Consider the following 24,834-nt stretch of genomic DNA (forward strand, 5'->3'; position numbering starts at 1 on the left):
ACAGCCAGATTGGGATTTTTCCATTTCCGAATATACCTAAGCAAAAACAGACACTTATGGACAATTCAGGCTGCTGCAGCCTGTACATTCCTGTTCTTATCGAGACGAGGTAACATAGATTGACGTTAAAATAACACCACCGTATGATCCCTAATATGCTGACCTCCTAATAGGCCTGCGTTGGCCTGCCGATCCGTCGGCTGAGGCCACCATCCGCCGAGGGATTGACAGCGATGCAAAGGTATGAAAATTTTTGCACATAAAGATAATATTATCACCCTGGGGAGGGGATGGCTTGAAATCCGGCGGAACCGCGAACCGCGACCATGAGTCCAGCCTCGCCACGCGCGCCGCCTGGCTTCACTATGCTGGCGGCCTGACGCAGGCCCAGGTGGCCAAGCGGCTTGGCCTGACCAGCCTGAAGGCGCACCGGCTGATCACCAAGGCCAACCAGGAAGGCCTGGTCAGGGTGTTCATCGACGGCGATGTCGCCGAATGCGTCGATCTCGAACAGCGCCTGACAGCCGCCTATGGGCTCGGCTATTGCGAGGTGGTTCCCGATCTCGATCAGGACGAGCTGCCGTTGAAGGGGCTCGGCATTGCCGGCGCCCAGTTCCTCAAGCGCGAAATCGATCGCGGCGAAGACATGCTGATCGGCGTCGGCCATGGCCGCACGCTTGCGGCCAGCGTCGAGTATCTAACGCGCACCACTGCTGCCCACATCCGTTTCGTTTCGCTGCTCGGTGGCGTGACGCGCAAATTCGCCGCCAACCCGCACGACGTCATGCATCGCCTGGCCGAGCGGACCGGCGCGCAGGCGTTTGTCATGCCGGTGCCTTTTGTCGCGAACACTGCCGAGGACCGTGAGGTGCTGCTCGGCCAGCGCGGCATCAGCGATGTCTTCGCTCTTGCCAGCCGATCCGACCTGATGTTCGTCGGAATAGGCACGGCCGAGCGGGAAGCCTCGCTGGTCGCGACAGGGATGATCGAGCCGTCCGAAATCGACGAGGTCAAGCGTGACGGCGGCGTCGGTGAATTGCTGGCGCATTTCTTCGACGACAAGGGGCGCCCGGTGGAAACCGCGCTGTCGGAAAGAATACTGGCGCTTCCCCGCGACCAGTTGAAGGGCCGCAGGATTGTCGCCGTCGCCGGCGGCAAGGTGAAGGTGCGGGCTATCAAGTCGGTGCTCGAAAGCCGGTATCTCAGCGGCCTGATTACCGACGAATGCACGGCCCGCGCGCTTGTCGAGCTCGACGATGCAGCCGGTGCCACGAAGCCCCGCGTCAACGGAGGATCGACGAATGCGTGACAACGGAAAATCCGCATCGCTGGTGGTTGCATCATGACCGCGAAGGCTGCCTCCGCACCCGCCCGGCAGGCGTCGCCGGGCTTGCGCCGCGCACTAGCCGGTGCCGCGGTTCTGGTTCTGCTAGGCGCCATGGCGCTCGACACCAAGGTGGTGACGATTGGATCCGCCGGCGACGTCCGCAACGCCGTCTTTTCCGCCGCCGACTATGGCAAGTCGGAATTTCCCAAGGTGCAGGCCGATGTCGAGGCTCGTGCCGCCGACGCCGCGACGGTGGCGACGGCGATCGCCAAGGACAGGGCGACCGCCGAAAAGGAATATGGCGTGCCTGCGGGTGTCGGGCCGGTCATCTCGGTCAAGTTCAGCGGCGTCGTCGGCGAGGGCAAATCGGGCATCTACAAGGTCGCCGTCGACGGTTTGCCGGACACGCTGACGGTCCGCGTGCAGACAGGGCCGGCGATCAACGGAACCGAGCTTCGCGACGCCACCGGCAAGATTACCTTCGGTCAGTTCACCAACCAGATCGAGTATCAGGACGCCGGCTCGGCGCTGAACAACGAGATGAAGAAGGAGGTGCTGGCGAAAGTCGATACCAGCGCCTTGACCGGCAAGACCATAGCCGTGGTCGGCGCCTTCAAGCTGGTCAATCCGAAGAGCTGGCTGGTCACGCCGGTGAGGCTGGAGGTCAAATGAATTCGGCTTCCGGCACAGAGCCCGCCAATGGCGACGCCGTGCTCTCGGCGCGCAATGTCGTCATGTCGTATGGCGGCGTCCACGCGCTCAAAGGCGTGAACTTCGACATCCATCGCGGCAAGGTCACGACCCTGTTCGGAGAGAACGGCGCCGGCAAGTCGACGCTGATGAAGATCCTGTCCGGCGTGGTGACGCCGACATCCGGCGACATCGTGCTTGACGGCAATCTCGTCAGCTTTTCCTCGTCCTCGGACGCGCGCGATCGCGGCATTTCGATCATCCACCAGGAGCTCAGCCTGGCGCCGAATCTCAGCGTTCGCGACAACATCTTCATGGGCCGCGAACTGCGCACCAGGACCGGCCTCGACTTCGCCGAGGAGTCGCGTCAGGCGCGGGCGCTGATGGCCGACCTCGAGGAAGACATCGATCCGATGACCCTGGTCGAGGATCTGCGGCTGGGGCAGCAGCAGATCGTCGAGATCGCACGCGCACTGTCGGTTGATTCCCGCATCCTGATCATGGACGAGCCGACCTCCGCGCTCAGCGCCACAGAGGTGGAGGTGCTGTTCAAGGTGATCCGCGACCTGACCAGCCGCGGCGTTTCCATCGTCTACATATCGCATCACCTCGAAGAAGCGCTGCAGATCACTGACTATGCCGTGGTGTTGCGCGACGGGGCGATCACGGCGACGGCCGAAGCCAAGGACATCGATCTCGAATGGATCGTCCGCAACATGGTGGGCGAGAATTTCGACCTTGGCTCGCCGCCGACCGGCCATGCGTTCGGTGAGGTCGCGCTGTCGATCGAGAATGTCAGCGTCACCGACGCCTCGGGCTCAGGCTATGTCGTCGATCATTTGTCGCTGGATGTCAGGGCAGGCGAGATCGTCTGCATCTATGGGCTGATGGGGGCGGGACGCACGGAATTGCTGGAGGCTGTCGCCGGACGCGTGCCGATGGCGGGCGGGCGGGCGCTGCTGGAAGGCGAGGACGTCTCGGGGCTGACCATTGCCCAGCGCATCGCCAGAGGCCTTGTGCTGGTGCCCGAGGACCGCCAGCGCGATGGTTTGGTCCAAACCATGTCCGTCGGCCGCAATCTGTCGCTGGCCAGCATCGAGGCGTTCGCCAAGGGCCTGTTCCTGTCCCGGCCCAGGGAACGCGCACTGATCGACGATTCGATCCGCAAGGTGACCATCAAGACCGCGGGCGGCAACGCCATGATCGGGTCGCTGTCGGGTGGCAACCAGCAGAAGGTCGTCATCGGCAAGATGCTGACGACAAATCCCAAGGTCATCCTTCTCGACGAGCCGAGCCGCGGCATCGATGTCGGCGCCAAGGCCGAAGTCTTCCGCTTGCTCAGCGAGCGCGCCGCGCAAGGCCTGGCGGTGGTCTTCTCGACCTCGGAGGTCAATGAGTGCCTCAGCATCGCCCACCGCATCGTCGTCATGCGGCGCGGCAAGATTTCAGCCGAATTCGGCGCGAACGCCACCAAAGAGCAGATCATGGCCGCCTCCGGCGAAGCCGTGGTCGCCTGATCACAGAATTTCGGAGCCCCAACATGACCGATGTCAGCCAGGCCAGCAAACAGTCCAGCCCGAGTAGCGGCGGCGAGGGCTTCGACGTGGCCAAGCTGCTGCTCGAAGGCCGGGCCTTCTTTGCCCTGATCGTCATCATCGTCGTCTTCTCGATCCTGTCGCCCTACTACCTTTCGGTGGCGAATTTCCTGACCATGGCCTCGCATGTCGCCATCTTCGGGATTCTCGCCGTCGGCATGCTGCTCGTCATCCTCAATGGCGGCATCGACCTGTCGGTCGGATCGACGCTCGGGCTTGCCGGCGTCGTCGCCGGATTTCTGATGCAGGGCGTGACGCTGACCTGGCTGGGCGTCGTTCTCTATCCGCCGGTCTGGGTGGTCGCGGTGCTGGCCTGCATGCTGGGTGCTGCTGTCGGGCTGATCAACGGCGTGCTGATCGCACGCTTCAAGGTTCCGGCCTTCGTCGCCACGCTCGGCGTCATGTACATGGCGCGCGGCCTGGCGCTGCTGATGACCAGCGGCCTGACCTACAACAATCTCGGCGGCAAGCCGGAACTGGGCAACACCGGTTTTGACGCGCTCGGCTTCAACCGCCTGTTCGGCGTGCCGACCGGCGTCGTGGTGCTGGCGGTCATCGCGCTGATCGGCAGCATCGTCCTGAACCGCACCGCCTTCGGGCGCTGGCTGTACGCCTCGGGCGGCAATGAGCGCGCCGCCGAACTCTCCGGCGTTCCGGTCAAGGGCGTGCAGATTTCCGTCTATGTGCTTTCGGGCATCTGCGCCGCGATTGCCGGCCTGATCCTGTCCTCGCAGCTGACCTCGGCCGGACCGACCGCGGGCACCACTTACGAATTGACGGCCATCGCTGCCGTCGTCATCGGCGGCGCGGCGCTGACCGGCGGCCGCGGCAACATCCGCGGCACACTGCTCGGAGCCTTCGTCATCGGCTTCCTGTCCGACGGTCTGGTGATCATCGGCATCTCATCCTACTGGCAGACAGTGTTCACCGGCGCCGTCATCGTGCTCGCCGTGCTCCTCAATGCCGTTCAGTATCGCCGCCGTAGCAAGCTTCCGGCTTCGACGGGCGGCCAACCGACTTCTCAGAAACGGGGGAAGGCCGAACCGGCCAATCCTGCCCAAGGGAAGAGTGCCAGGTGACTGGAGCAACACCGCGTAAATCATTGGAGGAATGTACATGAAAATCGTGCTTAGAAGTTTGCTTGCTGCCGCAATGGTGGTTGGATTTAGCGCAGCCGCATCGGCCGCCGGCCTGATCTCGATCATCGTCAACGATCCGGCCAACCCGTACTGGCTGACCGAGGGCAACGTCGCCAAGGCCGAAGCCGAGAAGCTTGGCTACACGGCGAACGTCGCCGCCCACAAGGGCGACACCAACACGGAAAGCAATCTGATCGATACCGCTATCACCAACAAGTCCGTGGCGATCATCCTCGACCCGGCCAATGCCGACGGTTCGGTCGGCGCGGTGAAGAAGGCGATCGCCGCCAACATCCCGGTTTTCCTCGTCAATGCCGAGATCAACCAGGAAGGCCTCGCCAAGGGGCAGCTCGTCTCCAACAACGCGCAGGGTGCAGCTCTCGGTGCCCAGCAGTGGGTGCAGGCGGTCGGTGAAAAGGGCAAGTATGTCGAACTGCTCGGCGCCCCGTCGGACAACAACGCCGCCACGCGGTCGAACGGCTACGCGACCGTGCTGAGCCAGTACCCGGATCTCGAAAAGGCTGCTTCGCAGGTCGCCAACTGGGATCGTACCCAGGGCCACGACAAGATGCAGAGCATGCTGCAGGCCAATCCCGACATCATCGCCGTGATCAGCGGCAATGACGAAATGGCGCTTGGTGCGGTTGCCGCGCTGAAGGAAGCCGGCAAGCTGGCAGGCATCAAGGTCGGCGGCTTCGACGGCTCGCCGGATGCGGTTGCGGCCATCAAGTCCGGCGAACTGCAGTACACCGTGCTTCAGCCGGTCGCCATCTTCTCGGCCAAGGCCGTGCAGCAGGCCGACTCGTTCATCAAGTCGGGCGCTACCGGCGCTACCAGCGAGAAGCAGCTGTTCGATTGCCTGCTCATCACCAAGGACAATGTGGACAAGTACACCGCACCCTTCGTGCTCTCGGAGTAAACGTGCACAGGGGGTGTCCTTGAGGACACTCCCTGCCTCTTCTACGGCTTCCAGACAACAAAGACTGCTCCTTTGAATTGCCTTCATAACCATCCGGAACTTGCCGCATGAAAGACCTGCTGATCGGGATCGACGCGGGAACGTCCGTGATCAAATCGGTCGCTTTCGATCTTTCGGGGCGGCAGCTTGCCGTGGCGTCGGTGAGCAACAGCTTCGTCACGCTGGAAGGCGGCGGCGCCGAGCAGGATCTCGATCAGACCTGGCGCGACATGGTGCAGACCGTTCGCGAGCTGGCGACGAAAATTCCCGATCTGGCGCGACGCACCGCGGCGGTGGCGATCACCGGGCAGGGCGATGGCACCTGGCTGATCGATGCTGACGGCTTGCCGGTCGGGCGCGCCTGGCTCTGGCTCGACGCCCGCGCCGGGCATCTGGTGGACGAGATGCGCGCCGATGCCAGGGATCGCACGCGGTTCGAGATTACCGGCACCGGGCTCAACGCCTGTCAGCAAGGCGCTCAGCTCGGTTGGCTGAAGAAGAACAGCCCGGAAATTCTGGAGCGCGCGGCCACGGCCTTTCACTGCAAGGACTGGCTCCATTTCAAGATGACCGGCGAGCGCGCCACCGATCCGTCAGAAGGCACCTTCACCTTCGGCGATTTTCGCTCACGCAGCTATTCCGACGAGGTGCTCGACATTCTCGATCTGACGACGCATCGGCGTCTGTTGCCGCCCATGCTCGAAGGCACGACCGACCATCATCCGCTCTCTGCGTCGGCAGCCAGCGAGACCGGCCTGCTTGCAGGCACACCGGTGGTTCTCGGCTACGTCGATATGGTCAGCACCGCACTTGGCGCCGGCCTCTATGATCCGAGCGGCACTGTCGGCTGCACGGTCATCGGTTCCACCGGCATTCACACACGCCTGGCGCGCACCCCTGACGATGTCGTCCTCAACGACAACGCGTCCGGCTACACGATCGCCATGCCGGTGCCGGGCGCCTATGCGCAACTGCAATCCAATATGGCGGCGACGCTCAACATCGACTGGCTGCTTGGCCTGGCGCGCGACGTGCTGACCGCCAGCGGCGCAAAACCTTCGCGCGACGAACTGCTGAAAGCGCTCGATGCCTGGGTCGAAGGATCGGAGCCCGGATCGCTGGTCTACCAGCCCTATATATCGCTCGCCGGCGAACGCGGCCCGTTCGTCGATCCAGACGCACGCGCGGGCTTTATCGGCCTTTCCGTCAAGCACGGCTTTGGCGATCTGGCGCGTGCCGTTCTTGAGGGACTGGCCTTCGCCGCACGCGATTGCTACCAGGCGATGGGCAGCATGCCGGGCGAGATCCGCCTATCGGGCGGAGCGGCGCGCAGTCCGTCGCTGCGCCGCATCATCGCCGCAGCGACCCGCGCCAAAGTCAGAACCAGCAGCCGCCAGGAGGCCGGTGCTGCGGGTGCGGCGATGATGGCCGCGGTCGGGCTCGGCGTCTATCGCTCCATGGATGATTGTTGCGCCGAATGGGTGACGCCGCTTCTGGGTGAGTGCGATGCCTATGACGAGGCGCTTTCCCACACCTACGATGCGCTGTTTCCATCCTTCGTCGCGGCGCGCCAGGCGCTGCGGCCGGTGTGGAAGGGCATGGCGCACCGCACAGGAGCAAAGTCTTGAGCGATACGTCTGATGTAGTCGATCTCTTCGTCATTGGCGGCGGCGTCAACGGCGCCGGCATAGCGCGCGATGCTGCCGGTCGCGGGCTGTCCGTCATCCTGTGCGAGAAGGACGATCTGGCGCAAGGCACCAGCTCGCGCTCCGGCAAGCTGGTGCATGGCGGCCTGCGCTATCTCGAATATTACGAGTTCCGGCTGGTGCGCGAAGCGCTGATCGAACGCGAGGTGCTGCTGGAGGCAGCGCCGCACATCATCTGGCCGATGCGCTTCGTGCTGCCGCACAGCCCCGAAGACCGGCCGGCATGGCTGGTCCGGCTCGGGCTGTTTCTCTACGACCATCTTGGCGGCCGCAAGCGGCTGCCGGGGACGCGGACGCTGAACCTGAGGACCGCGCCGGAAGGGGCGCCGATCAAGGACGAATTCAAGCGCGGCTTTGAATATTCCGACTGCTGGGTCGATGATGCGCGGCTGGTGCTGCTCAATGTGCTCGACGCCAGTCAGCGCGGTGCAAAAGTCTTCACCCGCACCGCCTGTATTGCTGCCCGGCGCGAAGGCGGCCTGTGGTCGATCGACATGCAGGATGGCCGCACCGGTGCTGTCACTAAGATCCGCGCGCGCGGGCTGGTCAACGCGGCGGGGCCGTGGGTCAACGACATCGTCAGCCGCGTTGCCGGGCAGAATTCCACCCGCAACGTTCGCCTGGTGAAAGGCAGCCATATCGTCGTGCCGAAATTCTGGGAGGGACGGCAGGCCTATCTCATCCAGAACAACGACAAGCGGGTGATCTTCGTCAATCCGTATGAAAACGATCTGGCGCTGATCGGCACCACCGACATTTCCTATGAAGGCCGGCCCGAGGAAGTGGCGGCCGAGGCCAGCGAGATCGGTTACCTGATCAAGGTGGTCAATCGCTACTTCAAGCGCCAGCTGACCGCGCAGGACGTGGTCTACAGTTTCTCAGGCGTGCGGCCGCTCTATGACGACAATGCTGACAATCCGAGCGCGGTGACGCGCGATTATATCTTCGAACTCGACGCGCCGAATGGCGGTGCGCCGCTGCTTTCGGTGTTCGGCGGCAAGATCACCACCTTCCGCAAGCTGTCCGAGCATGCGCTGGAGAAAATCCAGCCGTTCTTTCCGACGATGAAGAAAGCCTGGACGGCCAAAATTCCGCTGCCGGGAGGCGACTTGCCGAACGCAGATTTCGAACAGTTTCTCGGCGATCTGCACGCCGAGTTTTCGTGGCTCAGCCCGTCGCTGGTGAAGCACTATGCGCGAAGCTACGGCACGCGCACGCGCGCCTTGCTGAAAGGGGTCAAGAATGAAGCCGATCTCGGCCGCCGTTTCGGTCCGGATTTCTACGAGCGGGAAGCGGTTTTCCTGTTCGACACCGAATGGGCGATGACCGCCGCCGACGTCCTCGAACGCCGGACCAAACACGGGCTGCATATCGATGCGGCCGAGCGCCAAACGTTCGAAGACTGGTGCGCTAACAGCATGGCGGCGGCAAACTGATGGCCTTCACGCTCTCCCTCAATACCAACCCGCTGGTCAATCGCTTCGCCGATCCGGACGATCTGATCGACGCCATCGCCTATGGCATCGGCATCCGCGACGTGCAGCTGACGCATGAATTCGTCAATCCGGGCTGGCCGGCGGCAACGATTGCCAAATTCCTGCGCCGGTTCAACAGCGCCCTGACGCGGACCGGCGTGCGTATCACCTCGGGGATGACCGGGCCTTATGGCCGGCTCAATCATTTCGGTCATCCGGATGCCGATGTGCGCCGCTACTATGTCGACTGGTTCAAGACTTTTGCCGACATTTCCGCCGAGCTTGGCGCGTCGGGCATGGGCACGCAGTTCGCCATATTCACCTACAAGGATTTTGACGATCCGCAACGGCGCGCGGCCCTTCTCGACATAGCGCTCGAATGCTGGCGCGAAGTGGCCGAACACGCCAAGGCGGCGGGCCTGACCTATCTGTTCTGGGAACCAATGTCGGTGGGCCGGGAGTTTGGTCACACGATTGAAAGCTGCGTCGAATTGCAAGGCGCCATCGATGCGGCCAAGCTGCCGATCCCGATGCAGATGATGGTCGACATTGACCATGGCGACGTGACCTCGCCCAATCCTGACGACACCGATCCCTATGCGTGGGCGAAAGCCTTTCCACTGCAATCGCCGATCATTCACATCAAGCAGTCCTCGATGAACAAGGGCGGCCACTGGCCGTTCACCGCCGCCTACAACAAGGACGGTCGCATCATCCCGCAGAAGCTGCTCGACACGGTGCGGGCTGGTGGCGGAACCGACAATGAGATCTGCCTTGAACTGTCCTTCCGGGAGAGGGAACCGGTCGATCATCAGGTTATTGCAATGATCCGCGAGTCGGTGGATTTCTGGGCGCCTTACATCGACAGCGGCCGCGACAGTCTCAAGCCTCGCGCCTAACGCAAAACGTCGGCGCGCTGGTCCGGAATACGCATCATCCGAATTTCGGATCGAAGGAGAAAAGAATGACCCCATATTGGGTCGGCACCAGCTGGAAGATGAACAAGACGCTGGCGGAGGCGTTGCAGTTCGCCGAGGCATTGACGGCCTTCGTGCCCGACTTCGATCCGGCGATACAGCCCTTTGTCATTCCGCCGTTCACTGCAGTGCGCGAGGTCAAGGCGGCACTCGCCAACACCCGCGTCAAGGTTGGCGCGCAGAATATGCACTGGGTCGATGCCGGCGCGTGGACGGGCGAGATTTCACCGGTGATGCTCAGGGATTGCGCGCTGGACCTGATCGAGCTCGGCCACAGCGAGCGCCGCGAGCATTTCGGAGAAACGGACAAGACCGTGGGATTGAAAACGGCGGCGGCAGTCAGGCACGGCTTGGTGCCATTGATCTGCGTCGGCGAGACGCTGGCCGAGCGCGAAGGTGGCCGCGCCGATGAAATCCTGACCGCGCAGGTGCTTGGCGCGCTGCAAGGCCTCGCGGACAATGAATTGTCGGCAGAAATCCTGTTTGCCTACGAGCCGGTATGGGCGATCGGCGAGAAGGGCATCCCGGCAAGCGCCGACTATGCCGACAAGCAGCAGGCGCTGATCAAACATGTCGCCGCCAGCCGGTTGCCGGACACCCCGCTTGTGCTCTACGGCGGCAGCGTCAATCCCGGCAACGCGGCCGAACTTGTCGGCCAGCCGCATATAGACGGCCTGTTCATCGGCCGCTCGGCATGGCAAGCGGAAGGCTATATCGACATTCTGAAAAAGGCGTCGGCCGCCATCGCGCGCTGACCACGAGGCAAAAGGAGTTCATCGCCATGAAGATCGCACTTGGAGCCGACAGCGCCGGCAAGCCGCTGCTCGATGTCATCGCCAAGCATCTCGCCACCAAGCCAGAACTGCAGGTCGTCGATCTCAGCCAGGCCGGCTACTACGCCGATATCGCCGCCGCAGTTGGCCACGAAATTATCGACGGCAATTACGACCGCGCCATTCTGTTCTGCGGCACAGGCATCGGCGTCAGCATTTCGGCCAACAAGGTCCCGGGCATTCGCGCCGCGTTGACCCACGACACCTATTCGGCGGAACGCGCCGCGAAGTCGAACAACGCCCAGATCATCACCATGGGCGCCCGCGTCATCGGCCCCGAACTGGCGAAGTCGATCGCCGATGCGTGGCTGGCCTCGGAGTTCGATCCGAACGGCCCCTCTGCCGGGAACGTGGATGCCATCGACAAGCTCGATGCCAAGCGCTGAAGACGGGTCTTTCCGGATAGAGTCAAGTTGAGCCTCTATCCTGTTGTTTGAAAATGACCTTTCCCGGAAGGGATATGGTCTAGCCGGTCAAGGCGGCCCGCATCGCCTCGATCACCGTTACGGCGGACGCAGCGCCTGGATCCATATGGCCAAGCGAGCGTTCGCCAAGGCGGGAGGCCCGACCCTTGGTGGCGATCATCGCCTTGGTCGCTTCCGCGCCGGCCCTTGCGGCCTCGACCGCAGCCGCAAGACTGCCAGCCAGACCCTTGCCGGCGGCCAGCGCCTCGCCCGCCGCTGTCGCGGCCGGCGCCCAGGCATCCATCATCGTCTTTTCGCCTGTTTCAGCCTTGCCGCGATCCTGTATGCCTTTGGCCATCGCCTGGAACACGGCAACGGTGTCGGCTTCGTCGAGCGTCGTCTTGCCCTTCACGGCTGCAGCGCCGCGCATGAACGCGGTGGCGTAGAGCGGACCCGAGGATGCGCCGACGGCGTTGAGGAACGACTTTGCCGCCGTGTTCAACAAGGCGGTCGGATCGGTGGTGGCGGCGTCCAGTGCGGCCACCGCATCGCGTGCCGCGGAGAAGCCAAGCTCCATCGCAATGCCGTGGTCAGCATCGCCGATCACGCCGTCAAGCGCGCACAGACGGTCCCTGTCGGCTGACATGGCATCGGCGATGGCCGCGAACATCCCGGCGAGGCGGGCGCTGTCAATTGTCGTCATCTCTTGTTCCTTGCCTTTGGCCAAGTTTACCCGGCGCGAAACATGGCGCAGTCGCAAGGGTGGTCCAGCATCGTCTGCAACTCGCCGTCAAGCTGATGCAAGGTGATCGAGGCGCCGGCCATCTCCAGCGAGGTGCAGTAATTGCCGACCCAGGTTGCGTGGACGCCGACGCCGATGTCGGCCAGCCTTTGCGACAGCCGCCGGTTCATGATGTAGAGTTCCATCAGCGGTGTCGAGCCGAGCGAATTGACGAGAATGGCGACGCGGTCGCCGCGCGACGGCGCCATTTCCTGCAAAATATGGTCGAGCATCTCGTCGGTGACCTCGTCGGCGCTTTTCAACGGCCCGCGCGCGACGCCGGGCTCGCCATGGATGCCCATGCCGATCTCCATCTCGTCGTCGCCGATCTCGAAATTCGGCCGCCTTGTCTGCGGCAGCGAGCATGGCGAAAGCGCGACGCCCATGGTGAAGGTGTGATCGTTTGCCTTCGTGGCGATGCGCTCGCACTCGTCGAAGGACAGCATACGGTCGCAAGCGGCACCGGCCGCCTTGAAGATGAAGAAATTGCCAGCGACGCCACGACGCTTGTGCCGTTCGCCGCGCGGCGCGGACGCGACGTCATCGGTGCTCAAAACCGTGCGCACTTCGATGTCGTCGATCGCTGCCATTTCGGCCGCCATGTCGAAATTCATGACGTCGCCGGCATAGTTGCCATACATGAACAGCACCCCGGCGCCGCCGCTCACCGCCTTGGCGCATTCGAGGATAGGATCGGGAGGAGGGGAGGCAAAGACGTTGCCGATCGCCGCCGCGTCGGCCAGGCCCTTGCCGACAAAGCCGAGAAAGCTCGGCTCGTGGCCCGAGCCGCCGCCGATGACGAGGCCGACCTTGCCTTGGCGCGGTCCGTCGCGGGCGATGATGGAGCGCGGGCTGCCGTCCACGCTCTTGAGATAGCGGGGATGCGCGGCGAGAATACCTTCCAGCATCTCGTCGACAGCGCGGTTGCCGTCGTTGATGATCTTCTTGGTCTGCACCGCATCCTCCCGATCTCGGTATCGCGCAAATACTACCGAGTGTTATCGTGATTTCCATCCGGCAGGAAACGTTTCATGCGGCAAGTTTTGCGCCGCCCGCCCGCAAGCCTTGGCTGCTTCTTTCGCCTTGATATGTTTCGGGGCAGGGCGCTGCTAACCGCCAACGCCGTCGCGGATGGCTGAGAAATAGCGGTCGGTTCCGACCTGCCCACCCTTCAGCGCCACTTCCAGCCCGTCGATCGCCTTGACGCGCGAATGGGCGACGCATAGCGGGGAGCCGGGCGATGCCGGCAGCGGCATCCTGACCGTCAGGGCATCGACGCCCATCTGGCCCAGCGCATGGCTCGACGTGTCGCCGCCTGCGATGATCACGCGCCGCAATTCCTGCTCCTCGGTCAGTTGCCGCAGCAGCGTACCGAGGCTGCGGCCGAGCTTGTGACGAGCGCCTTCCCGGCGGTCGATCTCGACGCCGCGATCGGCCGTGGGTCCGAGCGCGGTGTAGAGGATGACGCTGCGCCCGGCTTCCAGGCTGGCGCGACCGGCTGCCGCTGCGCGTGCGATCGCATCGCCGGAAGCTTCGGAGACAAGTTCGACGGGATCAACCTCGATGCCGTCGAAGCCGTCGGTCAAAGCGTGCCGGATCTGTCGTTCGGTCGTCGGCGAACAACTGCCCGACACAACCGCGATCCGGTCGGCAGCACCCGGCGGCGAAAATTTTGGTTCAGCAGTGACTGTCCCGTTCGATGCCCATTCGGCCAGCAGCGCATACTCGATCCCGGACGAGCCGACGACGAAAGAACCGCCCGGCTTGCGGACGCGCCATATCTCCTTGCCCGCAAGCACCTGCGTCTCCCGGCTATCGACATCGACAAGCACGATATCGGTGCCGTCGGCGAACAAGCGATCGAAGGTTACCGAGCGCGACGCCGACTGCAGTGTCGCGAGGTCGATCAGCCCCGACGTCAGTTCCGTTTGCCGCGACAGATGGATCAGCATGTCGGATTCATCCATCGGCGTCGTCGGGTGGCGGCTCATCACCGGATGGCGGTCGATGCGGAAATACTTTTCACGGTAGGCCGCGAACAGATGGCCAAAGGCGGTGTAACGCTTGAGCTGGGGCGCCCCGACCAGCAGTGGCACGCCGCCCTGCGCGAAGACCGAACGGCCGATCTCGATCGCCCTGCCGATGCTGCCGATCGTCGGGCTGGAATCGAAGGTCGAGCAGACCTTGTAGTGGCAGATCGCGGCGTTCAGCGTCTTCAGCCAGGTGAAGGCGTCCTTGAGATGCGTGTCCATCCATTGCGGTGTCTCGCTGCGGCTGGTGCCGGCCAGGCCAATGGCTCGGCAATGTGCGAACTGCGCAAGCATGGCCGTGTCCGGCTGACGCATGAACAGCACGGTCGGCACGCCGCCGAGTTCGAGCGCCTCCATGACGTCGGTCGAACCGGTGAGATCGTCGCCATAATAGCTGAGCAGCAGGTCTTGCATCGCTTCAGGCTGCCTTGCCGTCGCCGAATTTCTCGATCGACCGCGCCAGTTCGGGATGCTTCAGGGCGAACTCTGCCAGCGGAATGCCGTCGACCGCCGCTTGCCAGGCCTGCTGCACGGCGCGCACGCCGGCGCCCGGTCCATCCGGATGGCTGACGATGCCGCCGCCGCAGAGATAGAGAAGATCGACGGTGCGGCCGGTTCGTGCATAGGTCTCGGGCGCCTGCCCGCCCCACTGGCCGGAGCCGGCAACCGGCAGAGCGCAATCATCAGGCGCAAAGATCGGCGTCGTTACCGCCTTGAAGGATTCGACGAAAGACGCGTCCGGCTCCCAGTATTTCGATTGGATGCCGTTGATCTGGAACTGGTCGACGCCGAGCAGCCGCCAGAATTGCTGCCAGACCTTGAAGGCCATGCCGAGGCCGGGATGGCGGGTGAGGATGTCCCAGCCGTTGCGGTGGGCGTGCAGCACCAGGCTTGAGCGCTTCCTGAGAAAGGCCATGCCGCCGAAGCCGACGGAGTTGATGTTTACCACCGCGCAATTGCCACCGGCCTTCGCCACCAGATCGTGGTTGCGCATCATCTCGTCCGGGTCGGCATGCGAGATGCCGAAGGCATACATCACCTTCTTGCCGGTCTTCTGCTCGTGGTCGAGGATGAGCGGCATGATCGCCTTCACCCGCTCCGCCAAGGGCGAATAGGCCGGGCTCATCAGCTTCTCGTCGTCTTTGATGAAATCGACGCCGGCGGCGATCAGTTCGCCCACCATTGCGGCCGTCTCATGAGGTCGCAGCCCCAGCGCCGGCTTGACGATGGTGCCGATGATCGGCCGATCCGTGACGCCGGTCAGCCTGCGGCTGCCGGCGACGCCGAACTGCGGACCCGGATGCGCGCCGCGAAATTGCTCTGGCAGCTTCAAGTCGACGACGCGAATGCCGGACAGGCCCTTGATCGAATAGGCGCCGCCAATGGCAATGGTCATCAGCGCCGATAGGTCGGTGCCGATGGCATCGAACGGAAAGGCGATATCGACATCCGCACGCTTGAAAGGCCCGTTACCAGCCTCAGGAATGGAGGGCCGAAGGGCGTCGGGCAAATGCCGTATCGCCAGGACGCGCGCCGCCACCCGGGCCTTGAGCTCCTCGGTCTCGCCGGGCAGCGCAACGAAGGTTCCGGTCGACTGGTCGCTGGCGATCTTGGCTGCCAGCGCGTCGATGCTGCATGATGTCTCGATGCGGTAGGTGAGCGTGATCATGGTTCGTTGTCTGAGGCCGCAGGAGGTTCGAAAAGAGTTCCTTGATCGTCGAAATCTGGTATAATGAGTACATAAGCTTTGCAAGCACTATCCTGTCTTGAGGCCAGGAGCGATCGGGGCGACAGCCGTTCCGGAAATAGCTGTGGCAGTGCTAGATAGACACAGGTCCAGGGAGTGATTCGCGACGATGAACCGTTCGGAGCCGATCGTCCGGCGCAAACTTTCCGACGAAGTGTTTTTGCGGCTGAAGCGCCTGATCACCAGCGGAGAATTGACGCCCGGCGACGACATGCCGTCGGAGCGCGAGCTGATGGAGCGCTTCGAGGTCGGCCGTCCCGCCATCCGCGAGGCCATGCAGGCGCTTAGCAATATGGGCCTCGTCGCCATCTCTCATGGCGAGCGCGCCAAGGTGCTGCAACTCACAGCCAAGTCGATCATCAAGCAGGTCGATGGCGCCGCCAAGATCATCCTGTCGTCGTCGAAGGACACGCTGGAGCACCTGAAAACCGCGCGCATATTCTTTGAGCGCGGCATGGTCAGGGAAGCCGCCGAAAACGCCACTGCGGAGAACGTTGAGCAACTGCGGGCCACCGTTGCCGAACAGCGCGGCTTTCGCGGCGACTCCGAAGCCTTCATCTCCGCCGACATGAAGTTTCACACCCAGATCGCGGCGATTTCAGGCAACCCGATCTATGTCGCCGTCAGCGAAGCGATGCTCGGTTGGCTGAAGGAATATCACACCGAGATGCTGATCTGGACCGGCAAGGAAAAGTTCACGCTGACCGAGCATGAAGAGATCATCGGCCGCATCGAGAAGAAGGATGCCGACGGCGCCGAGAAGGCGATGATCAAGCATCTCGAGCGCTCGCGCGCGCTTTATGTGATGAACTCCGAAAAGTAGTTCAGCCGAACCGGGCAATCGCGTAGGGGGCCATCACGAGATGGCCTCGGCCAAACGCTGAGATGTCTACCGGTACATCGTCTGCTGTCAGGTTCGCCAGCCACACGACAGTCTTGCCCGACACGGAGCGCCCGGCGAGCGCCAGCACCTTGGTCTCATCGCTCGTCTTTGCCGCCACATGCGCAAGGCCGGCCATTTCGCAAATCCCCCTAATGGCATCGAAGATCGGCCGGGGCGTTCCTTCCGCGACGGGTTCGTCGGATGACGCCAGCACGCCGAATGGTGCGGTGAAGCCGGAGAGCGTGAGCAGCTCCAGCCCGGCCGGCGCGACGCGCGCGGCATAGCCGATCGTCCATGCGGCTGCGAACAGGCCGGCCTGACGGGGGTCGCGATCCGCCATAGCAACGCGCTGTCCCCCGGGATTGGGTTTGGTCGCGCCGCCATAGGGGTTTTGGCGCATGGCAATCGTCGAAGGACCGATCCGGTAATGGTTTTCCCCGAAAATCGCCCGCGCCGACGCGGTGATGAAGGGCAGCGCCTCCAGCGATTGCATGACGCTGAGATCGTCGGCGGCATGCACGATCGGGCAGGTGCAATGTGTCACGAAATCGAGCAAGCCGGCCGGCACGCGCTTGCGGTTGAGTTCGGTGAAATAGCTGAACATGCCACCGCCAAGCCTGATGTCCGGAAAGGCGCGCCGCGCCGCGGCATAGACGTCTTCGAGCGGCGGACAGTCCGGCCACGCGCTGCCCGGCGGCGTCGACTGGCGGTCGACTGAAGGCGAGACGGCAATTGCTGATAGTTTCAGTCCCGCTTGCCGCACCATGGCGGCGACACCTGAAAGCTCGGCGTCGAGATCGCCCGCGCAGGCAACGACGCATTCCAGCGTCGTCTGCACTGGATAGGCGGCGGCAAGTTTTGCAAAGGACTGCAACGCGTCCAGCCCGTGGCCGCGCGTCGGATCGTAGTGGAGGATCAGTTGCTGTGGGCCGAGCGCGGCCAATGTCGGAAGGTTAGCGAGCGCTGCCTCCACCTCATCCGGATAGATGATCACGCCAATATCCGGCAACCTCTGCCCGGCCTCGCCGAGTTCGATGCGCACCGGTTCGGTGCTTGTCGCGACAGCCGGTATTTTCCCCTCGCCGATGATGCGCAGGCTGATCGTCTGCCTGACGGGTTGGCCAGCAGGCAACACATAGGGCCATGGCAGCGCCAGCGGTCGCACATAGGTCTTGTAGGAGGCGTCCGACCAGTTGCGCTGGTCCTCCATCTCAAAGGTATCGCCTTCCATCCGGCACTCGGCAGTGACACCGGGCCGCACCTCATGGGTGATCGCGCGCAGATCCTTGAAAGGCTGCCAAGGATCAATCAACAGCGGCAGCTTCGTGGCCACCGCGCTGCCGTCAGTGTGCTCGACCGTGACCGGACTGCCGGCGAGGCCTGCGATCGGATGCAGGACGCAGAAGCCGCAGCGATTGGTCTCGAAGTCGCTCTCGGGCAGGGCACTCACGTCGAAGGCCAGATGGCCATCAGAGCCTTTGATGGTGGCGCGAAAGGCGAGCCGGCTTGCGTCCGGCCCGGTGCAATTTGCCGTGTAGCTGACCGAGAAAGTGTCGGTGCCCTGGTTGATGACAAGGTCCGTCAGTTCAAGCTCGTAAGTGCCCCAGTCGCGATCGCGCACGATGTAGGCGATGGCACGCAGCACTTCGATGCCGCCAAGACGGATGGTGCGCAGATTGCCATTGACGAAGTCCGCGCTGAGCGCGCCGGCGCTGAGCCTGACCGGCGCGGCTTCGACCACATGCGTGCCATAGAGGAGGAAAGCGTCGGCGGTCATTTCAGCAAAGCGTCGAGCTGCACCGGCTCCCGGCTCGCCGCACCCGTATAGGCGGCCTCGACCAACGCGAATGTCTTGAGATTGTCGGCGCCCGAGGTCGCCGGTTCTATCCCCTTAGCCAGGCAGTCGACCCAGTGCCGCTGGATGGCAACGACGCTCTCCTGGATGTTGTGCCATGGGCGCGATGCCCAGGGCAACAGCGGCGGCGAGACGTCGGTGACCCGTGCGCCGTTCCTGCCGGTGACGGTGAGCCGGTAGCCCTGCGCCAGCCGGATTGTGCCGTCGCTGCCGTCGATCTCGATCAGCGTTTCGGGAAACGGCTCGACGGCAAGCTTCGTCGCGTAGCTGCAGTCGACGACAGAGGTGGCGCCGTTCTGGTGGTCCATCAGCATCGTCGCGACGTCCTCGCCCGCGATGTCGGGGTTGATGCGGGCGGTTCGCGTCGTGATCGTCGACACGTCGCCGAGCAGGAAGCGGGCGATGTCGAGACTATGGATGCCGAGATCCTCGATGATGAAGCGCTTTCCCTTGGCGAGATAGGGTTGGCCGGAAAACACGTCGTAGGCTGAGCGGAAGGAGATCCGTCCGAAGAACGGCGTGCCGATCTCGCCACTGTCGAGCACGACACGCACTGCCTGGATGGCCGACTGCCAGCGAAAATTCTCGTGTACCATCAGCGGTATGCCAGCGTCGGCACAGGCTTTGACCATGGCCTTGGCGTCGGCAAGTGTCGGTGCGAACGGCTTTTGGCAGATCACCGGCACGCGGTGCCGCGCCGCCATCTCGACCAGCGGCCGATGGCTGGGTGCCGTGGTGGCGATATCGACAAAATCCAGGCTCTCGCCGGCAAAAAGTTCTGCCGCATCGATGTAGCGCTTTGCGATGCCGAACTGGTCGCCGACGATTCGCAGCCGGTCGGGATCGCGGTCGCAGATGGCGATGATCGCGGCGCCATCAATGTCGCGCCAGGCATGCATCTGGTTGACGGCAAAGAAGCCGCAGCCGATCAGCGCTCCGCGCAACTCCGCCATGCTCAGCCTGCCTTTGCCATCTGCATCAGCGTCACCCGGCTCTGCAGCCGCCGCTGCGCCTGGTCGACGACGACCGCGACGATGATGACCAGGCCCTTGATCACCATCTGCCAGAACGAACTCACGCCCATCATCACCAACCCGTCCGAAAGAATACCGATGACGAAGGCGCCGACAATGGTGCCGCCGATAGTGCCGCGACCGCCAGACATCGAGGTGCCGCCGAGCACCGCTGCCGCGATCGCATTCAATTCGAAGCTCTCGCCAGTCGCCGGATGCGATGCCATCAGCTCAGACGAGATGATCAGGCCGACGATCGCCGCGCAAAAACCGGAGAACATGTAGACGAACATTTTCACCATGTTGACACGGACGCCGGAAATTCGCGACGCCCGCTCATTGCCGCCGACAGCGAAGATGTGGCGGCCGAGCGGCGTGTATTTGGCGAGATAGGCCGCCGCCAGCGCAACGACGATCAGGATCCAGATCGCCACCGGCAGGCCGAGCAACCGCCCGGCGCCGAGGAAGCCGAAGCCGGTGGTGCCGAGCTCAGGCTTGCCGACCAGGTTCGGGAAGGTGCGGCCATCCGACGACAGCAGCGCCAGGCCGCGCGCGACATAGAGCACGCCAAGCGTGGCGATGAACGGCGCGACATTCAGCCTGGTGATCAGCAATCCGTTGACGGCGCCGATCAGAATGCCGACCGCCAGCGTGATCAGCGCGATCTCGACCACGTTGAAGTAGATGGTGTAGCCGATCTGCAGGTCGATGCCGTTGAGCACGAGATAGCCGGCGACCATGCCGCACAGGCCGACGATCGAGCCGACCGACAGGTCGATGCCGCCGGTGATGATGACGAAGGTCATGCCCATCGCCAGGAACGCGTTCAGCGCCACATGCTTCGACATCAGGATCAGATTGGCGGTCGACAGGAAGTTCGGCGCCGCAATCGAAAAGAAGATCAGCACGGCGATCAGCGCGATGAAGGTTCTCGCCTTCATCAACGTCAGCAGCAGCGAGCCGCTCGAGACGGAGGAGGAGGCCGCCTTGGCCGGGATATCAGTCATGGGCTCTCCGTGTGCGGGGCCGGTCCGTGGCCAAGTGCCGAGGCGGCTACCAGGGCTGCTTCCGTCGCCTCGGCGCGATCGAACATGCCGGTCAGTTTTCCATTGCTCATCACCGCAATGCGGTCGGACAGTGCCATCACCTCGTCGAGATCGGAGGTGGCGAAGAGAATGCCCAATCCGTCGCGCGACAGTTTGCGCATGGTGCGGAAGACGTCGGCTTTGGCGCCGACATCGATGCCGCGGCTCGGCTCATCCATCAGCAGCACCTTCGGGCCGGTGAGCAGCGCCTTGCCGATCACCACCTTTTGCTGGTTGCCGCCGGACAGCGATGAGACCTCCTGCGCCGGGTCGGCGACCTTGATCGCCAGTTCCCGCACCATCTGCGTCACAGCCTGCCTTTCGGGACCGCCACGGATGTGGAACAGGCGGACAAACCGCGACAGGCTGGCAAGCGTCAGGTTGCTGGCCACCGAGAGGATCGACACCAGTCCTTCGCGCTGGCGGTCTTCGGGGATCAGCGCCAGTCCGCGCCGGATGCGCCGCGTCGTGTCGCGCTCCTTGACCTTTTTGCCGGCGATGAAGATCGCACCGGTGGCCTGGCCATGACGGCCCATGATGCAGTCGAACAGCTCGCTGCGCCCGGCGCCCATCAGGCCGTAGATGCCGAGGATCTCGCCGGCGCGCAACGACAGCGAGACGTGGTCGACCGCAAGCCCGCCGGTCGCGCGCGGCAGACAGATGTCCTCGGCGCGAAATATCTCATCGCCTGGAACATGGCCGTCGGCCTTGGCGAAATCCTTGGCGTCGGAGCCGATCATCTGCCGCACGATCCATCGCGTGTCGACGTTTTTCATCTCCTCCTGGCCGGTGATGTGTCCATCGCGCAGCACGGTGATGTAGTCGCCGATGCGGATCAGCTCTTCCAGCCGGTGCGAGATGTAGACGATGGCCACGCCGCGCGCTTTGAGGTCGGCAATCACCTTGAAGAGGATCTCGACCTCCGCCGCACTCAGCGCCGAGGTCGGCTCGTCCATGATCAGGATGCGCGCATCGAGCGAAACCGCCTTGGCGATCTCGACCAGTTGCTGCTGGCCGATGCGCAGATCCTCGACCAGCATGTCGGGCCTTATGCCAGCTTGCAGCCGTTCGAGAAATTGCGCCGCGCGGCGTTCCTGCTCCTTGCGGTCGATCTTGCGGAACCTGTTTGTGATCTCGCGCGTGGCGAAAATGTTTTCGGCCACCGTCATATTGCCGAACAGGTTCAGCTCCTGGAACACCATGCCGATGCCGCGGTTCACTGCGTCTCCCGATGACGAGAAGGAAACCTCCTCCCCTTCCAGAAGGATCCGGCCGAGCGTCGGTTGTTCGACACCGGCGATGATCTTCATCAGCGTCGATTTGCCGGCGCCGTTTTCGCCGACCAGCACATTAACCGCGCCCTTGCGCACCTCGAAATTCGCGCGCTTGACCGCAACGGTGCCGGAATAGACCTTGGAGACGTCTTCCAGCTTCAGGATGACATCGTGAGCGGAGGCGGCACTCATGGTTTCGGCCCGATTTCTGCCTCCGCCGGCGTCACCAGCGGCAGGTCCTGGCCGCTTTCGAGCGTATAGGCGCCGAGAACCTTGGCGGTCCGGCCTTCCAGCGCGTCGCGCGGCAGTTTGGAAAGCACGGTCTTGTCGGCATAGGCGTTGAACGCCTTGCCGAACTGGGCGAAGTCGATCTGATTGGTAAAATCGTTGAACTGGATGAAATCGAGGCTGTCGCGCAGCGCGGTTCCCCGCATCGCGGGTCCGATCTGCACCCGCGCATCGGCCTTGCCGTCGCCATCGACATCGATATCCATCGTCGCCGCGCGCGACGCCGTGTTGGCGGCGATGATCTTGCCCTCGACGCGAACCGCGAAGGTCCATGGCGAATTCGCCTGCTTGTTTGGATTGCCATATTTGGCGCCAGCAGAAGCGGGATCGGTGTTCGCCAGCGCGTGAACCTCGGCAAACGGTCCGGCCTTCCGCTGGAGATAGGGCGCGACCTTCGCCGCCCAGATCTCCTCTACCGTCTTGTCCGGATTGAACGCTGCGGCATTGCCGCTATCCCCCGAAGGCGTCGGCAGAATCTTGCAGGCGGTCAGGCTGATGCCGACTGTCACGGCAAGGATCGGCCAGGTCGGCTTGTTGTTCAGCATGGCGGCCTGTTGTTCATGGTGGTCGGCACCCACAGAAAATGGCGGCGAGGGACGACCCCTTGGGTCGCCCCTCGCTATTCATGTCACGCCGGCTCAGTTGGTCAGCGCAAACGTTTCCAGCTTGGGAGCATTGTCGCCATTGACCAGAAGGCAGTCCATCAGCTGCTTCTCCTTCTCGGGCGACTTCTTGTTCTTGATGAGGTCGTTGGCCTGTTCGACCGCCATCTGCGCCTGCGCGTAAGCCGGCTGCAGGACGGTTGCCTTGATGCCGCCCGCGGTGATCGAGTCGCGCACGTCGTTCGATCCGTCGAAGCCGACGACGATGACGTCCTTGCGGTTTGCAGCGACCAGCGCCGCATAGGCGCCCATCGCCATCGTGTCGTTGCCGGAGATGACGCCCTTGATGTCAGGGTTGGCCTGCAGGATCGATTCCATCTTGGCGTAGGCCTCGGTCTGGCTCCAGTTGGCCGACTGCTGGGTGACCATCTTCAGGTCCGGATAGTCGTCGATGACGTCGTGATAGCCCTTCGAGCGGATGCCGGCATTGGTGTCGGATTCCTTGCCGACCAGTTCGACGAAATTGCCCTTCTCGCCCATCAGCTTGACGAACTCCTGCGCGCCTAGCTGGGCGCCCTGGTAGTTGTTGGAGACGATCTGCGCGACGGCGACTCCGGTGGCGTTGATCTCGCGGTCGATCAGGAACGAAGGAACGCCCGCATCCTTGGCCTTCTGCACGGCGGCGACGGTGGCGTCGGCGCCGGCATTGTCGAGGATGATCGCCTTGGCGCCGCGACCGATCGCAGTGTCGATCAGTTCGGACTGCTTGTTGGCATCGTCGTTATGGACGAGCACCAGCGCTTCGTAGCCGAGTTCCTTGGCCTTGGCTTCGGCACCGACGGCTTCCGCCTTGAAGAACGGATTGTCATGCGAAGGCGTGATGATTGCAATGAGGTCCGCCGCATAGGCGGGTGCCGCGGTGCCAAGCGCCAGCATCCCGGCAAAAGCCGCAAGTGTCATTCTGCGTGTGATTTTCATGATGTCCTCCCGTTTGAAAAACGGCCTTGATCAACCAAGGCCACTGTCTGCATTCGAATTCGTTACGCAGCGCGGGCCGCTGATCGGTTCAGGCTCAAAAGCCGTTTGCCGGCTTCCACTGACGGATCGTTGCTCCCCGGCCGTCCTCCACTCGTCCAGGCTTCGAACTCCCTGCGAAACCTTATCGATCCGAGTCAACAACAGCTAAGCCAACTGGTATGATGAGTCAATCACAAATTCAGATGATATGTACCTGATACGACCGAGGTTGAGCGTCGGCGGCGATGCGCAGAGGCATCGAGACGCTCCGGCGAGCACTTGACTTGGCCTCTCTCAGGTGATGCGCTGAATGCTCGCGGCGATCTCTTCCGGCTCGAACACCCGCTTCCAGTCGTCGCGCATCAGCACCGGCTTGCCGAACTCGATCGCCTTGTTGCAGGCGTCGGAGAACACACCCTTGGTTTCGCCGAAGATCACGGCGCCAAGAACATTCATATGGCCGAGCAGGAAATCGAGCGCAGCTTGCTTGTCGACGCCGCGCGCCACGACCTCGTCGACGGCTTCCTTCATGACGACGAGCAGCGAGGCGCATACGGTTTCCGAAAGGCCGGGCTCCAGCAACGCCATCTGATCGACAGTGACACGGTGCGAGCGCATCACCGGCGCCCAGATGATCTTGGCGATCGCCTCACCCTTGGCAAAATCCTCTTCCGATCCTTGCATCAGCGCGCTGACCATATGCTGCTTGGCCTTGACGCCGCCGAAGTAGTCCTTCTTGGCCGCCATGTCGGTCTCGTCGTTGAAGATGGGCGGATGGCAAGGATGGGTGACGAAATAGGTCAGGTCCGGCCGCTTCGGCAAATGGCCGGCGAACGGCGCGGCTGCGTCGAGCACGACGACCATCGTGCCCGATGCAAGCTTGCTCTCTATGCTGGCCGCCACCTTGCCGATATGCGTATCGGGTACAGCCAGGATCACCACATCGGCGCCGTTGAGCGCTTCATCGGCACTGACGGCATCAAAGCCCAGCCCGGATTTCAGCCGCTCGCGGCCGGCATCGCTGACCTCGACATGGCGTATCGTATACGGCGATCCACGAAAATTGGTCGACAGGCGGTAACCCATTTTCCCGCCGGCTCCGAACAGCGCAATCGTCGTCATCTATGCTTGCTCCCGATTTCCAACGATGGCCGC

Annotated in this window: 22 protein-coding genes; 11 read left to right on the top strand and 11 right to left on the bottom strand. The window is 63.2% G+C overall.

Translation table 11 applies throughout. The annotated features are described in order from the left end of the window. The first annotated feature begins 295 nt into the window (after nucleotides 1–295). From AC1DZ8_RS13690 to derI, 10 genes are all read left to right on the top strand, one after another. Nucleotides 296–1,309, top strand: a complete 1,014-nt coding sequence (locus AC1DZ8_RS13690; RefSeq protein ID WP_477304690.1) for a sugar-binding transcriptional regulator — start codon at nucleotides 296–298, stop codon at nucleotides 1,307–1,309. A gap of 33 nt (nucleotides 1,310–1,342) precedes the next feature. Beyond that, entirely contained in the window at nucleotides 1,343–1,999 is a 657-nt protein-coding gene (locus tag AC1DZ8_RS13695) for a DUF2291 family protein (protein WP_477304688.1), read from the top strand. Beyond that, the gene (locus tag AC1DZ8_RS13700) at nucleotides 1,996–3,534 is read left to right on the top strand and encodes a sugar ABC transporter ATP-binding protein (RefSeq protein WP_477304686.1); all 1,539 of its coding nucleotides are present in this window, start codon (nucleotides 1,996–1,998) and stop codon (nucleotides 3,532–3,534) included. The genes AC1DZ8_RS13695 and AC1DZ8_RS13700 overlap by 4 nt, the downstream gene beginning before the upstream one ends. 23 nt (nucleotides 3,535–3,557) lie before the next feature. After that, nucleotides 3,558–4,691, top strand: a complete 1,134-nt coding sequence (locus tag AC1DZ8_RS13705) for an ABC transporter permease (protein ID WP_477304684.1) — start codon at nucleotides 3,558–3,560, stop codon at nucleotides 4,689–4,691. 37 nt (nucleotides 4,692–4,728) lie between these two features. After that, entirely contained in the window at nucleotides 4,729–5,670 is a 942-nt protein-coding gene (locus AC1DZ8_RS13710) for a D-ribose ABC transporter substrate-binding protein (protein WP_081725422.1), read from the top strand. 107 nt (nucleotides 5,671–5,777) lie between these two features. Continuing rightward, nucleotides 5,778–7,337 carry an FGGY family carbohydrate kinase gene (locus tag AC1DZ8_RS13715; protein WP_477304682.1) on the top strand — a complete coding sequence of 520 codons (1,560 nt, stop codon included), beginning with the start codon at nucleotides 5,778–5,780 and terminating at the stop codon, nucleotides 7,335–7,337. Further along, nucleotides 7,334–8,851 carry a glycerol-3-phosphate dehydrogenase gene (locus AC1DZ8_RS13720; RefSeq protein ID WP_477304680.1) on the top strand — a complete coding sequence of 506 codons (1,518 nt, stop codon included), beginning with the start codon at nucleotides 7,334–7,336 and terminating at the stop codon, nucleotides 8,849–8,851. Before AC1DZ8_RS13715 ends, AC1DZ8_RS13720 begins: the two co-directional genes overlap by 4 nt. Further along, complete coding sequence (locus AC1DZ8_RS13725; protein WP_477304678.1) at nucleotides 8,851–9,789, top strand: sugar phosphate isomerase/epimerase family protein; 939 nt, start codon at nucleotides 8,851–8,853, stop codon at nucleotides 9,787–9,789. Before AC1DZ8_RS13720 ends, AC1DZ8_RS13725 begins: the two co-directional genes overlap by 1 nt. Before the next feature lie 65 nt (nucleotides 9,790–9,854). Further along, on the top strand, nucleotides 9,855–10,622 hold the full coding sequence (locus AC1DZ8_RS13730; RefSeq protein WP_477401023.1) for a triose-phosphate isomerase: 768 nt from the start codon (nucleotides 9,855–9,857) through the stop codon (nucleotides 10,620–10,622). Nucleotides 10,623–10,648: 26 nt separating this feature from the next. Continuing rightward, nucleotides 10,649–11,086, top strand: coding sequence for a D-erythrulose-4-phosphate isomerase (gene derI, locus AC1DZ8_RS13735; protein ID WP_352583466.1), 438 nt, complete (start codon nucleotides 10,649–10,651; stop codon nucleotides 11,084–11,086). A gap of 79 nt (nucleotides 11,087–11,165) precedes the next feature. Here the strand turns inward: derI and dhaL are convergent, their stop codons facing one another. The 4 genes from dhaL to oiaX form a co-directional block, all read right to left on the bottom strand. After that, nucleotides 11,166–11,807, bottom strand: a complete 642-nt coding sequence (dhaL, locus tag AC1DZ8_RS13740) for a dihydroxyacetone kinase subunit DhaL (protein WP_477304674.1) — start codon at nucleotides 11,805–11,807, stop codon at nucleotides 11,166–11,168. Between the two features lie 26 nt (nucleotides 11,808–11,833). After that, nucleotides 11,834–12,841 carry a dihydroxyacetone kinase subunit DhaK gene (locus tag AC1DZ8_RS13745; RefSeq protein WP_477304672.1) on the bottom strand — a complete coding sequence of 336 codons (1,008 nt, stop codon included), beginning with the start codon at nucleotides 12,839–12,841 and terminating at the stop codon, nucleotides 11,834–11,836. A gap of 153 nt (nucleotides 12,842–12,994) precedes the next feature. After that, nucleotides 12,995–14,329: a four-carbon acid sugar kinase family protein gene (locus AC1DZ8_RS13750; RefSeq protein WP_477304670.1), complete on the bottom strand. Its 1,335-nt coding sequence runs from the start codon at nucleotides 14,327–14,329 to the stop codon at nucleotides 12,995–12,997. 4 nt (nucleotides 14,330–14,333) lie between these two features. Next, the gene (oiaX, locus tag AC1DZ8_RS13755) at nucleotides 14,334–15,584 is read right to left on the bottom strand and encodes a 3-oxo-isoapionate-4-phosphate decarboxylase OiaX (RefSeq protein ID WP_477304668.1); all 1,251 of its coding nucleotides are present in this window, start codon (nucleotides 15,582–15,584) and stop codon (nucleotides 14,334–14,336) included. A 187-nt stretch (nucleotides 15,585–15,771) separates the two neighbouring features. Here oiaX and AC1DZ8_RS13760 point away from each other — a divergent pair, with 187 nt between their 5' ends. Beyond that, entirely contained in the window at nucleotides 15,772–16,485 is a 714-nt protein-coding gene (locus tag AC1DZ8_RS13760; protein WP_477304666.1) for a transcriptional regulator NanR, read from the top strand. A gap of 1 nt (nucleotide 16,486) precedes the next feature. On the opposite strand, the gene apnL is transcribed toward AC1DZ8_RS13760, so the two are convergent. The 7 genes from apnL to AC1DZ8_RS13795 form a co-directional block, all read right to left on the bottom strand. Further along, a complete protein-coding gene (gene apnL / locus AC1DZ8_RS13765; protein WP_477304664.1) occupies nucleotides 16,487–18,322 on the bottom strand; it encodes a D-apionate lactonase in 1,836 nt (611 codons plus the stop codon). Next, entirely contained in the window at nucleotides 18,319–19,353 is a 1,035-nt protein-coding gene (locus AC1DZ8_RS13770) for a Gfo/Idh/MocA family protein (protein WP_477304662.1), read from the bottom strand. Before AC1DZ8_RS13770 ends, apnL begins: the two co-directional genes overlap by 4 nt. A 2-nt stretch (nucleotides 19,354–19,355) precedes the next feature. Beyond that, nucleotides 19,356–20,420, bottom strand: a complete 1,065-nt coding sequence (locus AC1DZ8_RS13775) for an ABC transporter permease (protein ID WP_477304660.1) — start codon at nucleotides 20,418–20,420, stop codon at nucleotides 19,356–19,358. After that, nucleotides 20,417–21,964, bottom strand: a complete 1,548-nt coding sequence (locus AC1DZ8_RS13780) for a sugar ABC transporter ATP-binding protein (RefSeq protein WP_477304658.1) — start codon at nucleotides 21,962–21,964, stop codon at nucleotides 20,417–20,419. Before AC1DZ8_RS13780 ends, AC1DZ8_RS13775 begins: the two co-directional genes overlap by 4 nt. Then, nucleotides 21,961–22,605 (bottom strand): DUF2291 family protein, encoded by a 645-nt coding sequence (locus AC1DZ8_RS13785; protein WP_477304655.1) that lies wholly within the window; start codon nucleotides 22,603–22,605, stop codon nucleotides 21,961–21,963. Before AC1DZ8_RS13785 ends, AC1DZ8_RS13780 begins: the two co-directional genes overlap by 4 nt. Before the next feature lie 93 nt (nucleotides 22,606–22,698). Further along, nucleotides 22,699–23,640, bottom strand: coding sequence for a substrate-binding domain-containing protein (locus AC1DZ8_RS13790; RefSeq protein WP_477304653.1), 942 nt, complete (start codon nucleotides 23,638–23,640; stop codon nucleotides 22,699–22,701). A 333-nt stretch (nucleotides 23,641–23,973) separates the two neighbouring features. Beyond that, nucleotides 23,974–24,801 carry a phosphogluconate dehydrogenase C-terminal domain-containing protein gene (locus tag AC1DZ8_RS13795; protein WP_477304651.1) on the bottom strand — a complete coding sequence of 276 codons (828 nt, stop codon included), beginning with the start codon at nucleotides 24,799–24,801 and terminating at the stop codon, nucleotides 23,974–23,976. Nucleotides 24,802–24,834: the final 33 nt, after the last annotated feature.

The organism is Mesorhizobium sp. P2_F7, from assembly GCF_056403695.1.

Coding starts and splice junctions, on each gene's coding strand:
- AC1DZ8_RS13695 (WP_477304688.1), top strand. CDS start 1,343: ATGACCGCGAAGGCTGCCTCCGCACCCGCCCGGCAGGCGTCGCCGGGC.
- AC1DZ8_RS13700 (WP_477304686.1), top strand. CDS start 1,996: ATGAATTCGGCTTCCGGCACAGAGCCCGCCAATGGCGACGCCGTGCTC.
- AC1DZ8_RS13705 (WP_477304684.1), top strand. CDS start 3,558: ATGACCGATGTCAGCCAGGCCAGCAAACAGTCCAGCCCGAGTAGCGGC.
- AC1DZ8_RS13710 (WP_081725422.1), top strand. CDS start 4,729: ATGAAAATCGTGCTTAGAAGTTTGCTTGCTGCCGCAATGGTGGTTGGA.
- AC1DZ8_RS13715 (WP_477304682.1), top strand. CDS start 5,778: ATGAAAGACCTGCTGATCGGGATCGACGCGGGAACGTCCGTGATCAAA.
- AC1DZ8_RS13725 (WP_477304678.1), top strand. CDS start 8,851: ATGGCCTTCACGCTCTCCCTCAATACCAACCCGCTGGTCAATCGCTTC.
- AC1DZ8_RS13730 (WP_477401023.1), top strand. CDS start 9,855: ATGACCCCATATTGGGTCGGCACCAGCTGGAAGATGAACAAGACGCTG.
- derI (WP_352583466.1), top strand. CDS start 10,649: ATGAAGATCGCACTTGGAGCCGACAGCGCCGGCAAGCCGCTGCTCGAT.
- dhaL (WP_477304674.1), bottom strand. CDS start 11,807: ATGACGACAATTGACAGCGCCCGCCTCGCCGGGATGTTCGCGGCCATC.
- AC1DZ8_RS13750 (WP_477304670.1), bottom strand. CDS start 14,329: ATGCAAGACCTGCTGCTCAGCTATTATGGCGACGATCTCACCGGTTCG.
- oiaX (WP_477304668.1), bottom strand. CDS start 15,584: ATGATCACGCTCACCTACCGCATCGAGACATCATGCAGCATCGACGCG.
- AC1DZ8_RS13760 (WP_477304666.1), top strand. CDS start 15,772: ATGAACCGTTCGGAGCCGATCGTCCGGCGCAAACTTTCCGACGAAGTG.
- apnL (WP_477304664.1), bottom strand. CDS start 18,322: ATGACCGCCGACGCTTTCCTCCTCTATGGCACGCATGTGGTCGAAGCC.
- AC1DZ8_RS13770 (WP_477304662.1), bottom strand. CDS start 19,353: ATGGCGGAGTTGCGCGGAGCGCTGATCGGCTGCGGCTTCTTTGCCGTC.
- AC1DZ8_RS13775 (WP_477304660.1), bottom strand. CDS start 20,420: ATGACTGATATCCCGGCCAAGGCGGCCTCCTCCTCCGTCTCGAGCGGC.
- AC1DZ8_RS13780 (WP_477304658.1), bottom strand. CDS start 21,964: ATGAGTGCCGCCTCCGCTCACGATGTCATCCTGAAGCTGGAAGACGTC.
- AC1DZ8_RS13785 (WP_477304655.1), bottom strand. CDS start 22,605: ATGCTGAACAACAAGCCGACCTGGCCGATCCTTGCCGTGACAGTCGGC.
- AC1DZ8_RS13790 (WP_477304653.1), bottom strand. CDS start 23,640: ATGAAAATCACACGCAGAATGACACTTGCGGCTTTTGCCGGGATGCTG.
- AC1DZ8_RS13795 (WP_477304651.1), bottom strand. CDS start 24,801: ATGACGACGATTGCGCTGTTCGGAGCCGGCGGGAAAATGGGTTACCGC.